The following is an 18144-nucleotide window of genomic DNA, read 5'->3' on the forward strand; positions in this document are numbered from 1 at the left end:
AGGGGGCCTCGCGCCTTGGGGCGACCCGGCGGCGCGTTGGTTTTCTCTGATTGAATTTTTAGCATGCAGGCACTTCATATTTACGCGGGCCCCAAGGCCCGGGCGGCACTGGCCGCCAACGGGCTGCAGCCCGAGCACATTCGCACCATTCCCGGTGCCGCTGGCGGGCCCAAGGGCCTGATCCTGGGCGCGCTGGACCGGTTTATTTTTAGCGACTGGCTCACACGCTCGCAGCAGCCAGTGGACCTGGTGGGCGCGTCCATCGGTGCCTGGCGCATGGCCAGTGCCTGCCTGAACGATCCGGCCGCCGCCTTTGCCAGGCTGGAGCATGACTACATCCACCAGCACTACGAGCTGGCACCTGGGCAAAAGCGCGTGAGTGCCGAGCAGATCAGCGAGACCTTTGGTCACAACCTGCAGGCCTTTTATGGCGGCCGCGTGCCCGAGGTGCTGCAGCACCCCCGCTACCGGCTGCACATCGTGACCTCGCGCGGGCGCCACATGCTGCGCACCGAACATGGTCTGCGCACACCGCTGGGTTATCTGGGAGCGTTTCTAACCAATACCGTGCACCGCAAGGCCATGGGTGCGTGGTTGGAACGCGTGGTGTTTTCCAGCCCGCATGCCGTGCCAGGCGGGCCGTGCGCACCGCTGCCCTTTGCCACGGGTGACTACCGCACGCGCCAGGTCGCACTGAGCGAGGCCAACTTCAACCCGGCCTTGCAGGCGAGTTGCTCCATTCCCTTTGTGCTCAAGGCCATCCACAACATTCCCGGCGCCCCCCATGGCGCCTACTGGGACGGCGGTATCACCGACTACCACCTGCACCTGAACTATCCCGGCGCCGCAGGCGCTACAAAAACAGGAGCTGCTCGCGCAGACTCCACGGGGGCTGGTGGCACTTTTGACACCAAAGGGCTGGTGCTGTACCCACACTTTCAGAAGAGTGTGGTGCCGGGTTGGCTGGACAAGGGGCTCAAGTGGCGCCACGGCTCCACCGCGTTTCTGGACACCATGGTGCTGCTGGCACCCAACCCTGAGTGGGTGAAAACTTTACCAAACAGCAAACTTCCGGACCGTACAGACTTTACGCATTACGGCAATGATCTGGCAGCACGGGTAAAGGCATGGACTGCCGCCACCCGTGCCAGCCAGCAGATGGTGGACGAGTTCATCGCCTGGCTGCACAAGCCCGACATGAACCTGGTACGCCCTCTATGAAGCTCCATGCTGCAAACGCCTTCGCCATCGCCCTGATCACCACCCTGGTGCTGGGGGGCAGTGCGGTGTCGGCGGGGCCACTGCTGGAGCGCTTGAAGGAGCGGCGGGCCGCCCATGCGGAGGCACGCACCGGCGAACGCGGCCCGGCCGGCAGGGAGCAACCACTTGAAAATCCGTATGGCGACGACAAGGCGAGCCAGCAGACGGCGAACCGCAAAGTGCTGCGTGACGTGCCCTACGGTAGCGACGCCAAGCAGCGCATGGACATCTACCTGCCGCCCCAGACCGCGGGTGCAGCCCCGGCCCCCGTCATCTTCATGGTGCATGGCGGTGCGTGGCGCACGGGGGACAAGCGCATGGGCCGCGTGGTGGACAACAAGACCGCGCGCTGGCTGCCCAAGGGCATTGTGTTTGTCTCCATCAACAACCGTTTGCTGCCCGATGCCGACCCGCTGGACCAAGTGCACGACGTTGCCCAGGCGCTCGCGTTTGCGCAGGCCCAGGCGGCCAGTTGGGGGGCCGATCCGCAGCAGTTTGTTTTGATGGGACATTCAGCCGGGGCGCACTTGGTGGCTTTGCTGGCGGCGTCGCCCACCCTGGGCAACGAGGCGGGCGCCAAGCCCTGGCTGGGCACCGTAGCGCTGGACAGTGCGGCACTGGATGTAGCGCCCATCATGCAGCGCAAACACTACAAGCTGTACGACCCGGCGTTTGGCACCGATCCGACCTTCTGGCGGGCTGTGTCGCCCCAGCAGCAGTTGCATGCGGGCGCCAAACCCGTGCTGGCGGTGTGCTCCAGCCGCCGAGAAGAATCGTGTGAGCAGGCGCGCAACTTCGCGGCGCATGCGGGGCAACTGAACGTACGTGCCTCGGTGCTCGCCCAAGACCTGAGCCACGGTGAGATTAACGAGCAACTGGGTGTGCCGGGCAGCTATACCCAGGCAGTGGAGGCCTTTCTGGGCAGTCTCTCGCCGGCGCTTGGCAGTCGGCTTCGCTAAGCTAGCGCCCCAAAACCAGCGTAGGTAGCCGCCCAACCGGCCATCGCCTGCGCTGGCATGGGTTTGGCAATGCCATAACCCTGACCCAGCTCGCACCCCAGTGCCAACAACTTGCTGGCCTGGGCCGGGGTTTCCACCCCTTCGGCAATCACGGAACGTTCAAATGCCTTGGCCAAGGCCACGATGGCGCTGACCAGGGTGCTGTCCTCGGGGTCATCCAGAATACCGTCCACAAACATGCGGTCGATCTTGATGGTTTCTGCTGGCAGGCGCTTGAGGTAGGAGAGGGAGGAGAAGCCGGTGCCAAAGTCGTCCAGCGCAAAACACACGCCCAGCGCCTGACAACCCTGCATGACCTCGCGCATGTGCTGGATGTCCTGCAGCACGGCGGACTCCAGAATCTCCAGCTCCAGCAAATGCGCCGGAGCACCGGGGTACTGCGCCAACACAGCGCGCAGGCGGTCCACAAAATCCTTGCGGTGGAAATGGCGGGCCGCGATGTTGACGCTGACCACCCAGCGCTGCCCCTGTCGCACCCAGGTCTGCAGCTGTGCCAGCGCCTGGTGCAACACCCATTCGCCCGTATCCACAATCAGGTCGGTGTGCTCCATAAGCGGCAAAAAGGTGCCGGGGCCCAGCAGGCCCTGCTCAGGGTGTTGCCAGCGCAGCAGGGCCTCTACCCCGACCACCGCCCCGGTACGCAGGTGGACCTTGGGCTGGTAGTGCAGGCGAAACTCGTCTTGCTGCAGGGCCTGACCCAGCCGGGCCAAGCGGGTGTAGTTGGTTTGCACCTCCTGGTCTTGTTGGGCATCGAACAGGTGCAGGCCACTGCGCCCGGCCTGTTTGGCGTGGACCATGGCCTGGTCAGCATGGCGCAGCAATGTGTCGGGGCTCGCGTTGTCCAGGGGAAACACAGCGACACCGGCGCTGGCGGTGCAGTGGACCAGCAAGTCATCAATTGCGTAGGGCTGGGCCAGGCGCTGGAGCAAGGCCTGCACCTCGGCCTCGATGTGTTCCACATCCGGTAGCCCGCGCAGCAAGACCACAAACTCGTCTCCGCCCAGGCGGGCTGCATCGCCCAGGTCGGACACACCGCCTTGCAGGCGTTGCGCCACCTCTTTGAGCAGGCGGTCGCCCACCCCATCGCCGTGGCGGTCGTTGATGGCCTGGAAATGGTCCAGATCGAGCAGGCAAATACCCAGCAGTTGCTGGGCCTCGCGCGCCTGGAACACGGCGTGGGTCAGCCGCTCAGCCAGGGCGGCGCGGTTGTTCAGTCCGGTCAGGGCGTCGTGGCGGGCCTGCCAGGAAATCTTTTGCTGCAGCTCCCGGGTTTCGGTCACATCGCGGAACACCAGCACACATCCCATGGCCGGGCCTTGGGCCTGGCGGATGGGCGCGGCGGTGAACTCGATGGCATACCGCTCACCTGAGCGGTGCAGCAAGAGCTGGTGCAGCGCATGCACGGGTGCGTTCACCTGGTGCAACTGGGCGACCTGCAGGTCCTGCGGCAATGGCTGGGACGCCGGATCGCGCTGAAACACCGCCGCCAGCGGTTGGCCCAGGGCCTGCGGTGCCGTGTAGCCGGTCAAGAACTGGGCGGCTTCATTGAGGGTTTCTATGCGGCCCTGTGCGTCGGTGGTAATCACCGCATCGGCAATGGAGGACAGCGTGATCACCGCGCGCTCTTTTTCGGCCAACAGGGCTTCCTGGGCGAGCTTGCGTTCGGTGATGTCCACCAGCGCACCAATGGTGCCGCCCTGGCTGCCATCGGTCAGGGTGAATGGGGCCTTGAAATAGGCCATCTCGCGCACCTCGTGTTCGCCCACTTTGACCAGAATTTCATTTTCCTGCCGCGGCAGAGCGCGCCGTTTACGTGCGCCACGCTCGTGCGGCAGTGCCACAAAGTCGCTGCGCAGCGGGGCACCCACCACGGCACTGGCGGAAATGCGGAAGAAGTCTTCCCAGGCCTTGTTGACCCCCAGGCAGGTGCCGTCATGGCCCCGCACAAACACCGGCAAGGGCAGGGCATTGATGAACTGGTGGGTGAAGTGGCGCTGCTCGCTGTGCTCGGAGCGGGTGGTCTGCAAGGACCCCACCAGGGTCTGGATTTGGCCCGCCATGGCGTTGAAGGCCTGGGCCACCGCGCGCATTTCCAGTGTGCCTTTTTCGACCATCCGTGTGTTCAAGGCACCTGTGCGAAAGTCCTCTGTGGCCTGGTTCAGGCGTCCCAGCATGCGGGCATTGGCACGCAGCAGCAGGGTTAGCAAGAGCAGAATCGTGCCAATGTTCAGGGCCGAAATGCGGAGCTGGGCGCCCACCGTGCGCCAGGCCTGTTCCAGTGACGACGTGCCATTGAGCACCGCCAACAAAGTGGCCCTTGAGCCATCGGGCAGGTCGGCATGGAAATCGTGGCGCAGGGGTTGCAGTGCGGCCAGGGCCTCAAACCACTCGGGTACATCGGCTTGCCGTGGCCGATGTTTGCTGGCCTGCAGGGTATGGCCATTCACAGACCAGGCCAAGTCTTGCAGTTCGGGGTGGAACTGCAAGGCCGTGTCAAGCGCCCTTTGCATTTCGGCCTGGGTGCTGTACATGCTGGCCTGCAATAGCGTTGCCGGCAGGTAGTGTCCGATCAGCGCGATTTGGGCCTGTCGGTGTTCGTAGGCTTCCTGCAATTCGGCGCGAAACAGAAGGTGGTAACGCACCGCACTGACCACCACGATGATGAGCAAAATTGGCAGGAACAGGCGTGGATAAGTGCCTTGGCTCAGCCAGGTTCGAAGGGAAAATTCGCGCATTCTTTTTGTGACTCGCCCTGTGGCGCCCATAGGCCCCGTAAGAAATCGGTTTCAAACCCCGAGGGGCGTTTATATACCGATTGGGTGAGGTAGGTCACGCGTTTGTGCGCCGCGGCACCCCTTCTCAGAGGGACGCGTACAACAGGGCGCGGTACTCCTCTGTCGTAGCAATGCGCGGGTTGGTTTTGTGGCAATGGTCGGCCAGGGCGCCGGTGATGATCTGGTCAAACTGCTCGGTCGACACGCCCATGGCGGCCAGGCCCGTGGGCAGTCCCAGGCGGGCATTCATGTCCTGAATGGCCTCGCCAATATCACTCGCCGAACCCAGGCCCATGGCGTGGGCCATGCGCTGCAGGCGCTTGTCCTTTTGTACCGATTCGGCCTCCGCATTGAACGCCACTACGGCAGGCAGAAACATGGCATTGAGCGTGCCGTGGTGCAGGCGCGGGTCCACGCCCCCCAGGCTGTGGCTCAGGCTGTGCACACAGCCCAGCCCTTTCTGGAACGCCATGGCGCCCTGCATGCTGGCGCTCATCAGGTTCGTGCGGGCTTCCACGTCGCTGCCGTTCAACGTAGCGCGGGCAATGTGGGCCCAGGCGCGCTCCAGGCCATCCAGCGCAATGCCATCCGCCGGCGGGTTGAACGAGGGCGCCATGAAGGTTTCCATGCAATGCGCAATCGCGTCCATGCCGGTGGCGGCGGTCAGCTTGGGTGGCAAGCCCAGCGTCAGCTCGGGGTCGCAGATGGCGGTTTTGGGCACCAGGTGCCAGCTGTGGAAGCCCAGCTTGCGGTGGTCGTCCACGATGAGGATGGCGCCGCGCGCCACCTCGCTGCCCGTGCCGCTGGTGGTGGGCACAGCGATGATGGGCGCCACGCGCTCGGTGATACGCACCGAGCCGCCTTCGATGGTGGCGTAGTGGGTCAGAGGGCCTTCGTGCGTGGCGGCAATCGCCACGCCTTTGGCGCAGTCAATGGCCGAGCCACCGCCCACAGCGATCAAGCCATCACAACCTTGGGCCTTGTACATCGCCGCGGCCGCGCGCACCGCGGCTTCCGTGGGGTTGGAAGGCGTCTGGTCAAACACCGCCACGGTCAGGCCGGGCAGGGCGTCCAGCGCTTTTTGCAAGATGCCGGCAGCCTTCACGCCCGGGTCGGTCACGATCAACGGGCGGGTGATACCCACACGTTCGCATTCTTGCTTGAGCAGGCGCACGGCGCCGCATTCAAACTGGATTTGGGTCACGTAGTAGATGAAGGACATGTCATGCCTCCCGACGAGCCGCCTCTAGGGTGGCATGCGCCCCCTTGGGGGGCCTCGAACGATAGTGAGCTTGGGGGGGCATAGCTTTTAGACGTGTAGGATGGAAAAAAAACAATGTACCAAGAAGCCATTCAAACATGAGTCACCACCATGACCGCCGCGGCAACCCGCGCAGCCTGCTCACCCCCGCCATGCGCGGCGTGCTGGACCGCATTGCCCGTGCGGGCCACGCGCCGATGCACATCTTGAGCGCCCAACAAGCCCGCGCCGCCTACGCAGCAGGATCTGACGTGCTGGAGCTGCCCACCCAGAAACTGTACCGCGTGGAGGAATTCACGGTGACCGCGCGCGATGGCTACGCCATCCCCGTGCGCCATTACGCGCCCAGCGGCACCGGACACCCGGTGTTGGTGTACTTCCACGGCGGTGGTTTCACCGTGGGTAGCGTGGCCACCCACGACGGCTTGTGCCGCCGGCTGGCCCACCTGACGGGCTCTGCGGTGCTGTCGGTGGATTACCGGCTGGCGCCAGAACACAAGTTTCCTACGGCCCATGACGATGCTTGGGACGTGGTGCAGTGGGTGGCCGAAGAGGGCAAGACGCAGGGCTTGGACACCAGCCGCCTCGCGCTGGGCGGCGACAGTGCCGGGGGCACTCTGGCGGCAGCCTGCGCGGTCGAGGCACGCAACGCGGGCATTTCACTGGCCCTGCAGCTGCTGTTTTACCCAGGGTGTGCAGGCCATCAAAACACCGTGTCCCACAGCACCTTTGCCAGCGGTTTTTTGCTCGAAGAGCGCCAGATCACCTTCTTTTTTGAGCATTACCTCCGCAGCGCGGCCGACCGTGACGACTGGCGTTTTGCACCGCTGGACGGCAAGGGCCCGGATGGGGTAGAGGTCGACCTGGCCGGCGTCGCGCCCGCCTGGGTAGGCCTTGCAGAATGCGACCCGCTGGTGGATGAGGGGGTGGCCTACGCGGACCGCTTGCGCCTGGCCGGCGTACCCGTAGATCTGGAGATTTACCGCGGCGTGGTGCACGAATTCATCAAGATGGGCCGTGCCATTCCCGAAGCTGCCACCGCCCATGCCGATGCGGCGCGTGCGTTGCGCAATGCGTTTAATCTTTAAATCGTTTTTCCAGACAGCACCATGACCTTGCAACGCACCGACTTCCGCTTTTTCCACCGCCTGCGTGTGCGCTGGGCCGAGGTGGACATGCAACACATCGTCTTCAACGCCCACTACCTGATGTATGTGGACACCGCCATGGGGGACTACTGGCGCGCACTGGCCTTGCCCTACCAGGAGAGCATGGCGCTGCTGGGGGGCGACATGTATGTGAAAAAGGCCACGCTGGAGTACCACGCCTCGGCCCGTTACGACGACACGCTGCACATCGGCCTGCGTTGTGCCCGGGTCGGCAATTCGTCCATGGTGTTTGAGGCGGGCATCTTCCGGGGCGACAGCCTGCTGGTATCGGGCGAATTGCTGTATGTGTTTGCTGACCCCACCAGCCAGACCTCGCGCCCAGTCCCCACGGCCTTGCGCAAGGTATTTGCCCAGTTTGAAGCCCGCCAGCCCATCACCCAGACGGTGGTGGGCAACTGGAGCGATTGGGGATCTCAGATTTCTCCGCTGCGCCGCGCCGTGTTTGTCGATGAGCAGGCGATCTCTGAAAAACTGGTGTGGGACGAGGCCGATGCCAGCGCCGTACACGCCGTGGCGCAAAACAGCCTGGGCCAAGTGGTGGCCAGTGGCCGCATGCTGAGCCATGCGCCGGGTGTTGCGCGTATTGGCCGTATGGCCACACACCAGATGCTGCGCGGCGGTGGCTTGGGCCTGCAGGTGCTGCGGGCTCTGGTGCAGGCGGCCCGCCAGCGCGGTGATACCGAGGTGATGCTGCACGCCCAGTGCAGCGCCGAAAACTTTTACCTGCGCGAGGGTTTTGTGCGCCGCGGACAGGTATTTTTCGAGGTGGGCATTGCCCACCAGGAAATGGCGCTCGCGCTCAGTGCCTAAAAGCCCAAAGACGCCAGCAGATCGTCCACATCGTCCTGCTTGAGGGCGCTGTCAGCCGTTTGCGGGCCTTCCAGCACATGGTTGTCCACGGTGACGGGTTCCGCATGTTCTGGTTTGGCCACCGCTGCTGGGGCCGATGGAGAGCTGTCGATGAGCAACTGCACCAGTTGCATCTCGGTGCGGGTGATGATGTCGATGACTTTTTTGATCACCTGGCCCGACAAATCCTGGAAGTCCTGCGCCATCATGATGTCGCTCAGCACCGCCCCTTGACCATCGGCAAATTTGGCGGTGCTCTGGGCAAACTTGCCGCACACCACCATCAGGCCACGCGCTTTTTCCACACTCATGTCGGGGGCGGCGGCCAAGCGGTTGAGCGATTCACCCAGCGCCACACCACGGGTGGCCAGGTCATCACACTCGGGTTTGGCGGCTTCTACCAAAGTGAGCACCTTGTTGGCGGCGTCTTCCGTCATCTTGCCCACATAGGCCAAACGGTCGCGGGCGTTCGGGATTTCCTCCACGATGGAGTGCAACTGGTTGCCACCGATTACCGCCAATGCCTCATGCATTTCCCGGGTAATGGCGCCCAGCCGGGCAAATGCATCTTCCTTGCTAAGCGGCGTCGACATATACAGACAATCCCTTCCCGACTCGTTGGTATGGCGTGTTTATTATGAATCCAGCCAGCGGGCTCGTGACGCCAGTGGACAGAAAAACACCGCTTTAAATGTCGTCGAGCAACGGGTAGGGCAGAGGCAGCAGCTGCAAGGCCGAGCCAGCGGCCAGTAAGGGCCCGGCGTCCAGTGCCGCCAGTTGCAAAGACACGATGGCGTCCATGCCCCCCCCTGGTGCGGGTGCTGCCTGCACCACGGTGCCTACGGGCTGCGTGTCGTCCGCCGGGGTGAAAATTTCCTGGCCCGCCTGCAGCAAGGCCGTGCTGTGCACCACAAAGGCCCGGCGCTTGAGGGTGCCGCGGAACTGGCTGCGCGCCACCACCTCCTGGCCGGGATAGCAGCCTTTTTTGAAGTTCACACCGCCCACGGATTCGTAGTTCAGCATCTGCGGCACAAAGGCTTCAAACACAGGCTGGCTCAGGGTGGCGACACCGCTGCGGACTTCGCTCCACAACCAGCCATCCAGTGGCAAGGCCTCGCCCTGCGGTGGTGGCACCTCTGCGGGTGCGACCCAGAGCTGGCGGGGCGTCCCGTTCGCGGGATACAGGTTGACTACGGTTTCAGCATCAAAATCGGCCTTGGCCCAGGCAGTATCTGCGCGAGCAGCTATCTCTTTGATAGCATTTCCAGCCAGCCCATAGACGGTAAAACGTTCGCTGGCATCGCTCAACCGGGCTTTGGCACGCATCACAAACATGGACAGGCGCTTGAGCGTAGGCGCCAGCAGGTCCTTGCTGCACACCAGCACAATGTCACCGGCCGGGCGTTTGAAACCAATGAAGCTGGCCTGCATGCGGCCCTTGGCCGAGCAAAACGCGGCCAAGCGAGCCTGGGTCTGGTCCAGCAGCGCGAAGTCCTGAGTGAGCTGGCCGTGGAGGAATTTGGCGGCGTCTTCGCCTTCGATCTGGATCACGCCCAGGTGGTCCAGGCGGGCTACACCATTCAGTGTGACAAGGGGTGGGGTGGAAGCAGGCTGGGTACTCATGGCTGAATTATCATTCCGCTTCTGATGACTGACTGGAAGTAGGGCTGTGCGCTTGTTTCTTGCTGCGGTGGTGCTCACCGCTTTGGGGTTGCTGGGTGCGGGTTACGTCTGGGTGCAGTCGCCACTGGCGCTTCGCGTGCCCGTCGTGGACCTGTCCATTGCGCCGGGTTCCAGCGCCCGCCAGGTGGCCAATGCTGTGACCGAGGCTGGCGTGCAGGCCCACCCCGGCCTGCTGTACTGGTGGTTTCGCCTCTCGGGCCAGTCACGTGCCATCAAGGCCGGCAGTTACGAAGTGGAGGCCGGCAGCACGCCCCAGAGCCTGCTGCGCAAGTTGGTGAACGGCGAGCAGGCCCTGCGCAGCGTCACCCTGGTGGAAGGTTGGAACTTCAGGCAGGTGCGCGAGGCCCTGCGCAAGGCCCAACATCTGCAGCCAGACAGTGCAGCCCTGTCCAGCCAGGCTCTGATGGCCCAACTGGGCCGCCCCGGCGTGCATCCGGAAGGCCGGTTTTTCCCCGATACCTACAGCTACGCCAAGGGCTCCAGCGACCTGGCCGTCTTGCAGCGCGCCCTGCGCGCCATGGACCAGCAACTCGACGCCGCGTGGTCATTGCGCAACCCCCAAGTGCCACTCAAAACGCCTGAAGAGCTTCTGGTGCTGGCCAGCATCATTGAAAAGGAAACTGGCAAACCCAGTGACCAGGCGCAGATCTCGGCCGTGTTCAACAACCGGCTCCTGATCGGCATGCGCCTGCAGACCGACCCCACGGTGATCTATGGCTTGGGTGAGTCGTTTGATGGTAATTTGCGCCGTGCTGACTTGCTGGCCGACACGCCTTACAACACCTACACCCGTGAAGGCCTGCCCCCCAGCCCGATTTCCATGCCCGGCAAGGCCGCACTGCTGGCCGCCGTGCAGCCCGCGGCCAGCAAAGCGTTGTATTTTGTGGCGCGTGGGGATGGCAGCAGCGAATTCAGCGAATCGCTGGACGCGCACAATAGGGCAGTCAACAAATACCAGCGCGGCCAGTGAGGCTGGACGCACGCACAGGGACGGCATGAGCGGACTTTTCATCAGTTTTGAAGGCATCGACGGGGCGGGAAAATCCACCCACATCCAAGCCCTGGCCGACGCTTTGCGGGCCCAGGGCAGGGCGCTGACCCTGACGCGCGAGCCCGGTGGCACGCCGCTGGCCGAGCAGCTGCGCCATATGGTGCTCAACGACAGCATGGACCCGATGACCGAGGCGTTGCTGGTATTTGCCGCACGCCGCGACCATGTGCAGCGCGTCATCGTGCCGGCGCTGGCACGCGGTGATGTGGTGCTGTGTGATCGTTTTACCGACGCCACGTTTGCCTACCAAGGCGGTGGGCGCGGCTTTGACTGGCAGGTGCTGCAACAACTGGAGCAATGGGTGCAAAGCCATGGGCAGGCTGGCCTGCTGCAGCCCCACACCACGGTGTGGTTTGACCTGCCACCAGCCGTAGCGGCCGAGCGACTGGCCGGCGCCCGGGTACCCGACAAATTCGAGTCGCAGCCCATCGCCTTTTTTGAAAGCGTGGCCGCAGGCTACGCACGCCGCGAGGCCGAAGATCCCGCCCGCTTTGCCCGCATCAACGCGCACCAGACACCGGCAGCCGTTTGGCAGGACGTGCAGGCTGCGTTGTGTGCCCGCGGAGTGCTGCGTCCATGAGCGAACCCGCCGCAAACGTTTTGGCGCCCTGGATTCAGGCCCAAGCACACACCTTGCTCGCGCAGCGCGGCCACGCCTGGTTGCTGCAAGGCCCGTCGGGTCTGGGGCAGTACCCCTTGGCGCTGGCGCTGGCCCGCGCCTGGCTGTGCGAACACCCAAGTCCGCAAGGGGCATGCGGTGAGTGCGGTAGTTGCCACGCCATCGATGTGCGCACCCATGCCGACCTGTGCATGCTGATGCCCGAGACCACCATGATGGAATTAGGTTGGCCTCTGAGTGAAAAGGCACAGGGTGACATCGACGACAAAAAGCGCAAGGCCAGTAAGGAAATCCGCGTGGATGCCATGCGCGATGCGGTGGAGTTTGCGCAGCGCACCAGTGCGCGTGGGCGTGGCAAGGTAATCGTGGTGTTCCCCGCAGAAAGCATGAACGCCATCACGGCCAATGCCTTGCTCAAGACACTGGAAGAGCCCGCTGGCGACGTGCGGTTTGTATTGGCCAGCGAATCGGCCCACCAGTTGTTGCCCACCATCCGCAGCCGCTGCATTGGCCACACCATGGTGTGGCCAAGTGCAGAAGAGGGCGCGCAATGGTTGCAAGCCCAGGGCATGGATACCAGCCGCGCCCGGCTTTTATTGCAAGCCACAGGCGGTCGGCCGGCCGATGCCCTGCTGTTTGCCGAGTCCGGCCGCGACCCCATGGCCTGGGCAGCCTTTCCCCGTGCCATGGCGCATGGGGACGTGACGGCGGTCAAGGATTGGACTGCGGCGCAAATCATCGATGCCCAGCACAAGCTTTGCCACGACCTGATGGCCAAGCTGTGTGGCGCGCCACCGCGCTTTTTCGAACCCAAGGATTTGGGCGCCCTGCGCATTCCCATGCCGGTGCTCAGCACCTGGAGCAAGGCCCTGTCCACGGCCATGAAGACCATGGATCACCCCTTCAACGCAGGCCTGATGGCCGAAGCGCTTGTCGGACAAGCCCAATCGGCCCTAAACTCAGGGCATTAAGCCGCGACCATGAGCACCAACCCCGCCACCGCCCGCCCCAGCGTCATCCAGCTCTCTATCAAGGAGAAAGCTGCGTTGTACGCCGCCTACATCCCCATGTTTACCGAAGGTGGCGTGTTCATTCCCACTACCCGGGAATATGCTTTGGGAGACGATGTGTATGTGCTGCTGTCCTTGCCAGAAGACGTACAGCGTTATCCGGTGGCCGGCAAAGTGGCTTGGGTGACCCCGCCCAAGGCCTCGGGCGGCCGCACCCAAGGTGTAGGCATCTTGTTTCCCAAAGACGAAAAATCCCGCCAGCTCAAGCTGAAAATCGAAGAAATTCTGGGCGCACATATGGCGTCCGAGCGCCCCACACAAACTGTGTAATTCCGGGCCCCTGGCACAGGCCGACTACGGGCCTGCTGCAGTTTTGATAGATGGACCTCCCATGTTTACCGATTCCCACTGCCACCTGACCTTTCCGGAGTTGGTGGCCGATTGGCCTGCCATCCAGCTGGCCATGGCACAAGCCCAAGTGGACCGTGCTTTATGCATTTGCACCACACTCGAAGAGTTTCCGTCTGTGCACGCACTGGCACTGGCGCATGCCCACATTTGGGCCAGTGTCGGTGTCCATCCGGACAACGAAGGTGTTACCGAGCCCAGCGTTGATGACTTGGTGCGCCTGGGATCTTTGCCCAAAGTGATTGCCATTGGGGAAACGGGACTGGATTACTACCGCTTGGGAGACCGCACGATTTCCGAGATGGAGTGGCAACGCGAGCGCTTTCGCCGCCACATCCAGGCTGCGCGCACCGTGCAAAAACCCTTGGTCATCCACACCCGTAACGCGTCCGACGACACATTAGCCCTCCTGCGGGAGCAAGGAGAAACCGGTGGAGCAGGGTGCGCGGGCGGGGTTTTCCATTGTTTCACCGAAGATATGGCGGTCGCCAAAGCGGCACTGGATCTGGGTTTTTACATCTCGTTTTCCGGCATTTTGACCTTCAAGAGTGCCCAGGCGATTCGCGATGTGGCGGCCATGGTACCTATGGACCGACTGCTGATAGAGACCGACAGCCCTTACCTGGCGCCGGTTCCCTACCGCGGCAAGACCAATAATCCGTCGTATGTGCCCTATGTGGCGCAAACATTGGCAACCCTTAAAGCCTGTGATGTAGAGACAATGGCCCAGGTCAGCGCCGCCAATTTTGACACCTTATTTCGCCCCCAAGCATCATGAGATATTGGTTTAAGAAACTTATATATCTACTTGTTTTTATTGGATTTAGTTCCGTTAAGGCAGGATCCTACGAAGACTTCTTCACGGCCTTGGAAGCAGACAATGCCACCATCATTGGCCAACTTTTGGAGCGGGGTTTTGACCCTAACACGCCCAACCCCAAGGGTGTTCCTGCGCTGATGGTGGCGTTGAAAGTACCGGCCCCCAAAGTCATTGCTGTACTGATGCGCCATCCCGAGTTGAAAGTTGAAGTTCGCAATGCCCAGGATGAAAGCCCGCTGATGCTGGCGGCTCTGCGCGGTTACGCGGATGTATGCGCCCAACTCATCGAGCGGGATGCCGATGTCAACAAACCCGGTTGGGCACCACTGCATTACGCAGCCACAGAAAGCCATGTTCCGGTAATGCAGTTGCTACTGGATCAGCATGCCTATATCGACGCAACATCGCCTAACGGCTCAACACCGCTAATGATGGCCGCCATGTACGGCAACGCATCCGCGGTCAAGATGCTGCTGGAAGCTGGCGCAGATCCAACCATCAAGAACGACTTGGGGCTGACTGCCATCGACTTTGCCGAGCGCGTCAAAAAGACAGATTCCACCACCATCATTGCCGCTTTTATCCGCGCCAGACGTCCCAAGGGGGCTTGGTAACGGATTTAACTTTGCTTTATACGATGTATATATCGCTCGCAGTAGTTTTGCTATCAGTTTGAGAGCGGGTTGCGCTCTGTGCATCAGGGCTAGCGGCCAGCCCACCCACCAAACCGGACGCGAGAAATATGCTCGCAGCCACCCCTGAGAGCTTGTCCGCCCACTGCGCCCAAAACGCTCTCACATCCTCCGATTTCGCACGCTCTGCATGGGCGCTGGCGATGATCTCGGCGGGGTTTTCCAGACCCAACAGGCCGGCCAATTTGATGGCTGCGTCGTCGCTCAAGAAGTCCGTCCCAACACGATATTTGCTGATCTGGCTGCGAGAAATGCCCAGCAGTGGTGCCAAGGCGTAGTCGCTAAGGGAGAGTTTTTCTTTGGCCTGGTCAAGCCATTGGATCGTGGTTTTCATGTGGGGCTCCTAAGGGATGCCGCCTAAGGGCTGGCGTAGTCAATTGTAGGTAGACGTCCCCCAGCGCGCAACGCAGTCGCGACGCGCGAATAGTCGCGACAGTTGACTATGGTCGTGAAGGTGGCATATAGTCGCGCCGTCTGCCCGGTATCCCTTAACCCGTGGCGGGCTGGCACTTTCCCCGGTTTGATCCATGCCGGGCAGACACCCCTAAGCGCCGGACCGTCGAGAAAGTGCCAAACCATGTCAATCCGAATTGAAAAGTTCTTTACAGGCCCCGACGCTGGCCTGTACGGAGTGGAAATTCCAGCCGGAATTAGCTTTTGCCGCCCCTCTATTGCCCACTACTTCAACCCAGGTGCAAGCGCCCATATGCTCGCCACCGTCGATGATTTCGGCAATTTGGTGATGGTGGTCTGAGCCATGTCAAACCGCAGAACCGAACTCCTCCGTGTCGCCCAAGAAGTACTCGGCCCCCTCGATCATCGACAAGAAGGGCGCCGTCGCAGCGTCCGCAACCTCACCTTCCGACGCCTCATGCGAAAGAGCCATCGCCTTTCTCAAGGCCTGAACCAGCTCCGGAACCGTGGCGGGCTTGTCCGTGATGACAGCCGCCAAGGCATATCCAAAGTTGATCGCCTGCAGCTCGAAAAGCTCTCGCAGTTGAGCTTCACTGACCGGGGGAGGGGTGGGGATATTTTCCATGCTGGCACTCCTGTTGAAGGCCGACAGTCTAGCGGCGCCGTCTGACCATGAAGCACACATTAAAAACCCCCATGGGCTCCCTCTCCCTGGAAGCCATTGGCCAGAAGGGCGATCCCCAAGTCCTGGTCACCGTCCAGAAGGCCGGTTTCCCGATCCCCTTCTCATTCCCCGTTTCCGTCGAGCATGCCCAGCTGCTGCACACCTCCTTAGGGATGGTGCTTCAAGAGCTGGAGCCTAAGGTGACTGCATGAGAAAAACAGTCTTCTCAAACGGAGTACGGGGCCGCTTCTTAGGCGTCAACAAGAAAACAGGCGCGCACTGGGTGAAGTTCCCCAGAAAGCTGGCAGGAAGCCCGCACGTTACCCACCTATTTCAGCCGGAAGTCTGGCGCGTTCAGGAGCAAAGCAAGTGAGCGCCGCCGACTGGTACAGCGTCATCGTCAGCTCGGCCGCTTTCATGCTGGGCCTGTTCAACGCACTGAAGGGGGTGGACCATGGCCACCCATAACGCCCACACCGAGGCGGTGCGCGCCGCCACGCTGGCCGCGATGCAGTCCCGCCCAGTGATACCTGAGCCGGTGCGCGATCTGTCCGCCTTCATTGCCGAATCGGCCCTGCACGACCTGCGCAACATGCGCCGCCTGCTGAAAAACCGCCCCGACCTGACCGAGCTGCTGGACCGATCCGGAGGCCTGCTCTCTGCCCTGCAGAAGCGCCTGGCTGATGAAGCGCCTAAGGGGAGGGTGCTGCAGTGAAGTTCCCCAAGACATTCCAGCTTAAAGAGCTGGCCCTGGAGCTGGCCGCTGTTGGCGTGGCGTGCGCCTTCGTGGGCGGCTGCTTTGGCCTGGGCTTTGTGGTGGTGAAGCGGCTCGCGGGCTGCTTTGTCGAGGGGGTCTAATGTCCTCTCGGTATACACGCGAAATCCATACACAGGCGGCGATTCAGGCAGGCCTTGATACACGCCGCGCTGGCATGAAAAAACGGTTCTCCCTGCAGCGCACGGCACAAACGATTTTGTACACGGCAGGGGTGGAGCCCAAAAAGCAGCACCGCACCGTGTGGTGCCACCGGCATGTTGTGACCGAGGGCGCAATCCCGGTGTTCCGCAAGCTGGACGCTGGCACCGCCCGCCTGGGCAAGGTCAAGACCTGCGGCAGCGTGTGGGCCTGCCCGGTGTGCGCCAGCAAGGTGGCCGAGCAGCGCCGCCGTGAGCTGGCCTACGCCATGGAGCAGCACATCGCGGCCGGTGGGTACGCCTACCTGGTGACCTTCACCTTCCCGCACTACATGGGCCAGAGCCTGGCCGAGCTGATGGAGCCCTTCACCAAGGCGCGCCAGTCGTTCCAGAACTCGCGTAAGTGGAAAGCCGTGATGGAGCAGGCCGAAAAAATCGGCGTCGTCAATTCTCTGGAGGTGACCTATGGAGCTGGTAACGGGTGGCACCCACACCTGCACATGCTCGTGTTCTGCAAGCCCGGTGCCTTCGCGGAGGGGGATGCCGACGATCAGGGTCGCCTGTACTCGCCTGCCATCGAGCATCTGCGGGGTGAGTGGGTCAGGCTGCTGGAGAAACGTGGGCTTGTGGACGGGGCAAATCGGAATTGGGCAAACCAGTATGGGCTGGACGTTCGGGGTGGCAAAAAAGCTGCTGAGTACATCGCCAAGTGGGGCCACGATGAGCAGTGGGGCATGTCCTCCGAGCTCACCAGCTCCCACGCCAAGGTAGGCACCAGAGACACGTGGGGGGCTCGTGATCACTACACACCTTTTCAACTGCTTGCGATGGCTTCGCTCGGTGATGGCCACGCTACCTGTGCCTATCGCGAATTCGTCAAAGAGTTTGACGGTAAACGCATGCTCACCTGGTCAAAAGGGCTCAAGGCTCATTTCGGCGTTGCGGAGATGGACGACGAAGAAGCCGCAGAGCAAACCGGCCTCGCCCTGAACGATGAGCAGCAGGCTGGCCAGATCGAGGCCGAGCAGCTGCAGGTACTGACCAAATACGGCCAGCTGGGCAGCTTCCTCGCCTTCGTGGCCGAGCATTGCCACCAGGAGCAAAACCAGCACCTGATTGACGGCTGGATCGAGGCCATCGACAGAGCAGGGGGCCACCGCCGCAAGGGCACGTTGCTGGTCGACCGAATGGTGATCAACGATCACAGCTACTTCCACAAAGCCGAGGTGATGGAAGGATGAAAATTCTGCACCTATCCCTCAAGGCGGAGTACTTCAACGCCATCAAGGACGGTTCCAAGTTGGAGGAATTCCGCCTGGTGACCAACTACTGGCAAAAGCGACTGGTAGGCCGCCATTACGACGCCATCGAGTTCACGCTTGGCTACCCCAAGGCCGACGACATGGGCCGCCGACTATTCCGGCCGTTCCGTGGCTTCAAGGTCAAAGAAATCTGCCACCCATTTTTCGGCCCAGATCCCGTGATGGTGTTCGCGCTGCCGGTCAACGAATAACCGCGCCGGGCGGCACCCGGTAA

General features: G+C 62.3%; 22 protein-coding genes. 16 read left to right on the top strand and 6 right to left on the bottom strand.

What is annotated here, in order from left to right:
* Window positions 1–63: 63 nt before the first annotated feature.
* Both AC097A_RS10725 and AC097A_RS10730 read left to right on the top strand, forming a co-directional pair.
* The gene (locus AC097A_RS10725; RefSeq protein ID WP_479620810.1) at window positions 64–1221 is read left to right on the top strand and encodes a phospholipase; all 1158 of its coding nucleotides are present in this window, start codon (window positions 64–66) and stop codon (window positions 1219–1221) included.
* The gene (locus tag AC097A_RS10730; protein WP_479620811.1) at window positions 1218–2219 is read left to right on the top strand and encodes an alpha/beta hydrolase; all 1002 of its coding nucleotides are present in this window, start codon (window positions 1218–1220) and stop codon (window positions 2217–2219) included. Before AC097A_RS10725 ends, AC097A_RS10730 begins: the two co-directional genes overlap by 4 nt.
* On the opposite strand, the gene AC097A_RS10735 is transcribed toward AC097A_RS10730, so the two are convergent.
* Together AC097A_RS10735 and AC097A_RS10740 are read right to left on the bottom strand one after the other, a co-directional pair.
* Window positions 2216–5014 (bottom strand): EAL domain-containing protein, encoded by a 2799-nt coding sequence (locus AC097A_RS10735; RefSeq protein ID WP_479620812.1) that lies wholly within the window; start codon window positions 5012–5014, stop codon window positions 2216–2218. The genes AC097A_RS10730 and AC097A_RS10735 overlap by 4 nt on opposite strands.
* 124 nt (window positions 5015–5138) lie before the next feature.
* On the bottom strand, window positions 5139–6275 hold the full coding sequence (locus AC097A_RS10740; protein WP_479620813.1) for an iron-containing alcohol dehydrogenase: 1137 nt from the start codon (window positions 6273–6275) through the stop codon (window positions 5139–5141).
* Window positions 6276–6412: 137 nt separating this feature from the next.
* On the opposite strand from AC097A_RS10740, the gene AC097A_RS10745 reads away from it, so the two are divergent.
* Window positions 6413–7402, top strand: coding sequence for an alpha/beta hydrolase (locus AC097A_RS10745; protein ID WP_479620814.1), 990 nt, complete (start codon window positions 6413–6415; stop codon window positions 7400–7402).
* A 27-nt stretch (window positions 7403–7429) separates the two neighbouring features.
* Entirely contained in the window at window positions 7430–8293 is an 864-nt protein-coding gene (locus AC097A_RS10750) for a YbgC/FadM family acyl-CoA thioesterase (protein WP_479620946.1), read from the top strand.
* On the opposite strand, the gene AC097A_RS10755 is transcribed toward AC097A_RS10750, so the two are convergent.
* The gene (locus tag AC097A_RS10755) at window positions 8290–8925 is read right to left on the bottom strand and encodes a protein phosphatase CheZ (protein WP_105260923.1); all 636 of its coding nucleotides are present in this window, start codon (window positions 8923–8925) and stop codon (window positions 8290–8292) included. The genes AC097A_RS10750 and AC097A_RS10755 overlap by 4 nt on opposite strands.
* 94 nt (window positions 8926–9019) lie before the next feature.
* The gene (gene ygfZ / locus AC097A_RS10760) at window positions 9020–9955 is read right to left on the bottom strand and encodes a CAF17-like 4Fe-4S cluster assembly/insertion protein YgfZ (RefSeq protein WP_479620815.1); all 936 of its coding nucleotides are present in this window, start codon (window positions 9953–9955) and stop codon (window positions 9020–9022) included.
* 46 nt (window positions 9956–10001) lie between these two features.
* Here ygfZ and mltG point away from each other — a divergent pair, with 46 nt between their 5' ends.
* The 6 genes from mltG (at window position 10002) to AC097A_RS10790 (ending at window position 14537) form a co-directional block, all read left to right on the top strand.
* Window positions 10002–10985, top strand: a complete 984-nt coding sequence (gene mltG, locus AC097A_RS10765) for an endolytic transglycosylase MltG (RefSeq protein WP_479620816.1) — start codon at window positions 10002–10004, stop codon at window positions 10983–10985.
* A gap of 25 nt (window positions 10986–11010) precedes the next feature.
* Window positions 11011–11646, top strand: coding sequence for a dTMP kinase (gene tmk / locus AC097A_RS10770; protein WP_479620817.1), 636 nt, complete (start codon window positions 11011–11013; stop codon window positions 11644–11646).
* Complete coding sequence (locus AC097A_RS10775; protein WP_479620818.1) at window positions 11643–12656, top strand: DNA polymerase III subunit delta'; 1014 nt, start codon at window positions 11643–11645, stop codon at window positions 12654–12656. The genes tmk and AC097A_RS10775 overlap by 4 nt, the downstream gene beginning before the upstream one ends.
* 9 nt (window positions 12657–12665) lie before the next feature.
* Complete coding sequence (locus tag AC097A_RS10780) at window positions 12666–13025, top strand: PilZ domain-containing protein (protein WP_105260927.1); 360 nt, start codon at window positions 12666–12668, stop codon at window positions 13023–13025.
* 61 nt (window positions 13026–13086) lie between these two features.
* On the top strand, window positions 13087–13881 hold the full coding sequence (locus AC097A_RS10785) for a TatD family hydrolase (protein WP_479620819.1): 795 nt from the start codon (window positions 13087–13089) through the stop codon (window positions 13879–13881).
* Window positions 13878–14537, top strand: a complete 660-nt coding sequence (locus AC097A_RS10790) for an ankyrin repeat domain-containing protein (protein WP_315493496.1) — start codon at window positions 13878–13880, stop codon at window positions 14535–14537. Before AC097A_RS10785 ends, AC097A_RS10790 begins: the two co-directional genes overlap by 4 nt.
* A 16-nt stretch (window positions 14538–14553) precedes the next feature.
* On the opposite strand, the gene AC097A_RS10795 is transcribed toward AC097A_RS10790, so the two are convergent.
* Entirely contained in the window at window positions 14554–14949 is a 396-nt protein-coding gene (locus AC097A_RS10795; RefSeq protein ID WP_479620820.1) for a DUF3693 domain-containing protein, read from the bottom strand.
* Window positions 14950–15192: 243 nt separating this feature from the next.
* Between AC097A_RS10795 and AC097A_RS10800 the strand changes: the two genes are divergently transcribed.
* Window positions 15193–15369: a hypothetical protein gene (locus AC097A_RS10800; RefSeq protein WP_479620821.1), complete on the top strand. Its 177-nt coding sequence runs from the start codon at window positions 15193–15195 to the stop codon at window positions 15367–15369.
* Between the two features lie 6 nt (window positions 15370–15375).
* Here AC097A_RS10800 and AC097A_RS10805 read toward each other — a convergent pair whose 3' ends face one another.
* Entirely contained in the window at window positions 15376–15654 is a 279-nt protein-coding gene (locus AC097A_RS10805; RefSeq protein WP_479620822.1) for a hypothetical protein, read from the bottom strand.
* A gap of 47 nt (window positions 15655–15701) precedes the next feature.
* Between AC097A_RS10805 and AC097A_RS10810 the strand changes: the two genes are divergently transcribed.
* The 5 genes from AC097A_RS10810 (at window position 15702) to AC097A_RS10830 (ending at window position 18121) form a co-directional block, all read left to right on the top strand.
* Window positions 15702–15905, top strand: a complete 204-nt coding sequence (locus tag AC097A_RS10810) for a hypothetical protein (RefSeq protein ID WP_479620823.1) — start codon at window positions 15702–15704, stop codon at window positions 15903–15905.
* 242 nt (window positions 15906–16147) lie between these two features.
* On the top strand, window positions 16148–16408 hold the full coding sequence (locus AC097A_RS10815) for a hypothetical protein (protein WP_479620824.1): 261 nt from the start codon (window positions 16148–16150) through the stop codon (window positions 16406–16408).
* The gene (locus AC097A_RS10820) at window positions 16405–16551 is read left to right on the top strand and encodes a hypothetical protein (RefSeq protein WP_479620825.1); all 147 of its coding nucleotides are present in this window, start codon (window positions 16405–16407) and stop codon (window positions 16549–16551) included. The genes AC097A_RS10815 and AC097A_RS10820 overlap by 4 nt, the downstream gene beginning before the upstream one ends.
* Window positions 16552–16625: 74 nt before the next feature.
* A complete protein-coding gene (locus AC097A_RS10825) occupies window positions 16626–17849 on the top strand; it encodes a protein rep (RefSeq protein ID WP_479620826.1) in 1224 nt (407 codons plus the stop codon).
* Entirely contained in the window at window positions 17846–18121 is a 276-nt protein-coding gene (locus AC097A_RS10830; RefSeq protein WP_479620827.1) for an ASCH domain-containing protein, read from the top strand. Before AC097A_RS10825 ends, AC097A_RS10830 begins: the two co-directional genes overlap by 4 nt.
* Window positions 18122–18144: the final 23 nt, after the last annotated feature.

It is taken from the genome of Rhodoferax sp. XS2R6, from assembly GCF_056521365.1.

Excerpts from the sequence above, each read along its gene's own strand:
- AC097A_RS10725 (WP_479620810.1), top strand. The coding sequence starts at position 64 with ATGCAGGCACTTCATATTTACGCGGGCCCCAAGGCCCGGGCGGCACTG.
- AC097A_RS10730 (WP_479620811.1), top strand. The coding sequence starts at position 1,218 with ATGAAGCTCCATGCTGCAAACGCCTTCGCCATCGCCCTGATCACCACC.
- AC097A_RS10735 (WP_479620812.1), bottom strand. The coding sequence starts at position 5,014 with ATGCGCGAATTTTCCCTTCGAACCTGGCTGAGCCAAGGCACTTATCCA.
- AC097A_RS10740 (WP_479620813.1), bottom strand. The coding sequence starts at position 6,275 with ATGTCCTTCATCTACTACGTGACCCAAATCCAGTTTGAATGCGGCGCC.
- AC097A_RS10745 (WP_479620814.1), top strand. The coding sequence starts at position 6,413 with ATGAGTCACCACCATGACCGCCGCGGCAACCCGCGCAGCCTGCTCACC.
- AC097A_RS10755 (WP_105260923.1), bottom strand. The coding sequence starts at position 8,925 with ATGTCGACGCCGCTTAGCAAGGAAGATGCATTTGCCCGGCTGGGCGCC.
- ygfZ (WP_479620815.1), bottom strand. The coding sequence starts at position 9,955 with ATGAGTACCCAGCCTGCTTCCACCCCACCCCTTGTCACACTGAATGGT.
- tmk (WP_479620817.1), top strand. The coding sequence starts at position 11,011 with ATGAGCGGACTTTTCATCAGTTTTGAAGGCATCGACGGGGCGGGAAAA.
- AC097A_RS10775 (WP_479620818.1), top strand. The coding sequence starts at position 11,643 with ATGAGCGAACCCGCCGCAAACGTTTTGGCGCCCTGGATTCAGGCCCAA.
- AC097A_RS10780 (WP_105260927.1), top strand. The coding sequence starts at position 12,666 with ATGAGCACCAACCCCGCCACCGCCCGCCCCAGCGTCATCCAGCTCTCT.
- AC097A_RS10785 (WP_479620819.1), top strand. The coding sequence starts at position 13,087 with ATGTTTACCGATTCCCACTGCCACCTGACCTTTCCGGAGTTGGTGGCC.
- AC097A_RS10790 (WP_315493496.1), top strand. The coding sequence starts at position 13,878 with ATGAGATATTGGTTTAAGAAACTTATATATCTACTTGTTTTTATTGGA.
- AC097A_RS10795 (WP_479620820.1), bottom strand. The coding sequence starts at position 14,949 with ATGAAAACCACGATCCAATGGCTTGACCAGGCCAAAGAAAAACTCTCC.
- AC097A_RS10800 (WP_479620821.1), top strand. The coding sequence starts at position 15,193 with ATGTCAATCCGAATTGAAAAGTTCTTTACAGGCCCCGACGCTGGCCTG.
- AC097A_RS10805 (WP_479620822.1), bottom strand. The coding sequence starts at position 15,654 with ATGGAAAATATCCCCACCCCTCCCCCGGTCAGTGAAGCTCAACTGCGA.
- AC097A_RS10810 (WP_479620823.1), top strand. The coding sequence starts at position 15,702 with ATGAAGCACACATTAAAAACCCCCATGGGCTCCCTCTCCCTGGAAGCC.
- AC097A_RS10815 (WP_479620824.1), top strand. The coding sequence starts at position 16,148 with ATGGCCACCCATAACGCCCACACCGAGGCGGTGCGCGCCGCCACGCTG.
- AC097A_RS10825 (WP_479620826.1), top strand. The coding sequence starts at position 16,626 with ATGAAAAAACGGTTCTCCCTGCAGCGCACGGCACAAACGATTTTGTAC.
- AC097A_RS10830 (WP_479620827.1), top strand. The coding sequence starts at position 17,846 with ATGAAAATTCTGCACCTATCCCTCAAGGCGGAGTACTTCAACGCCATC.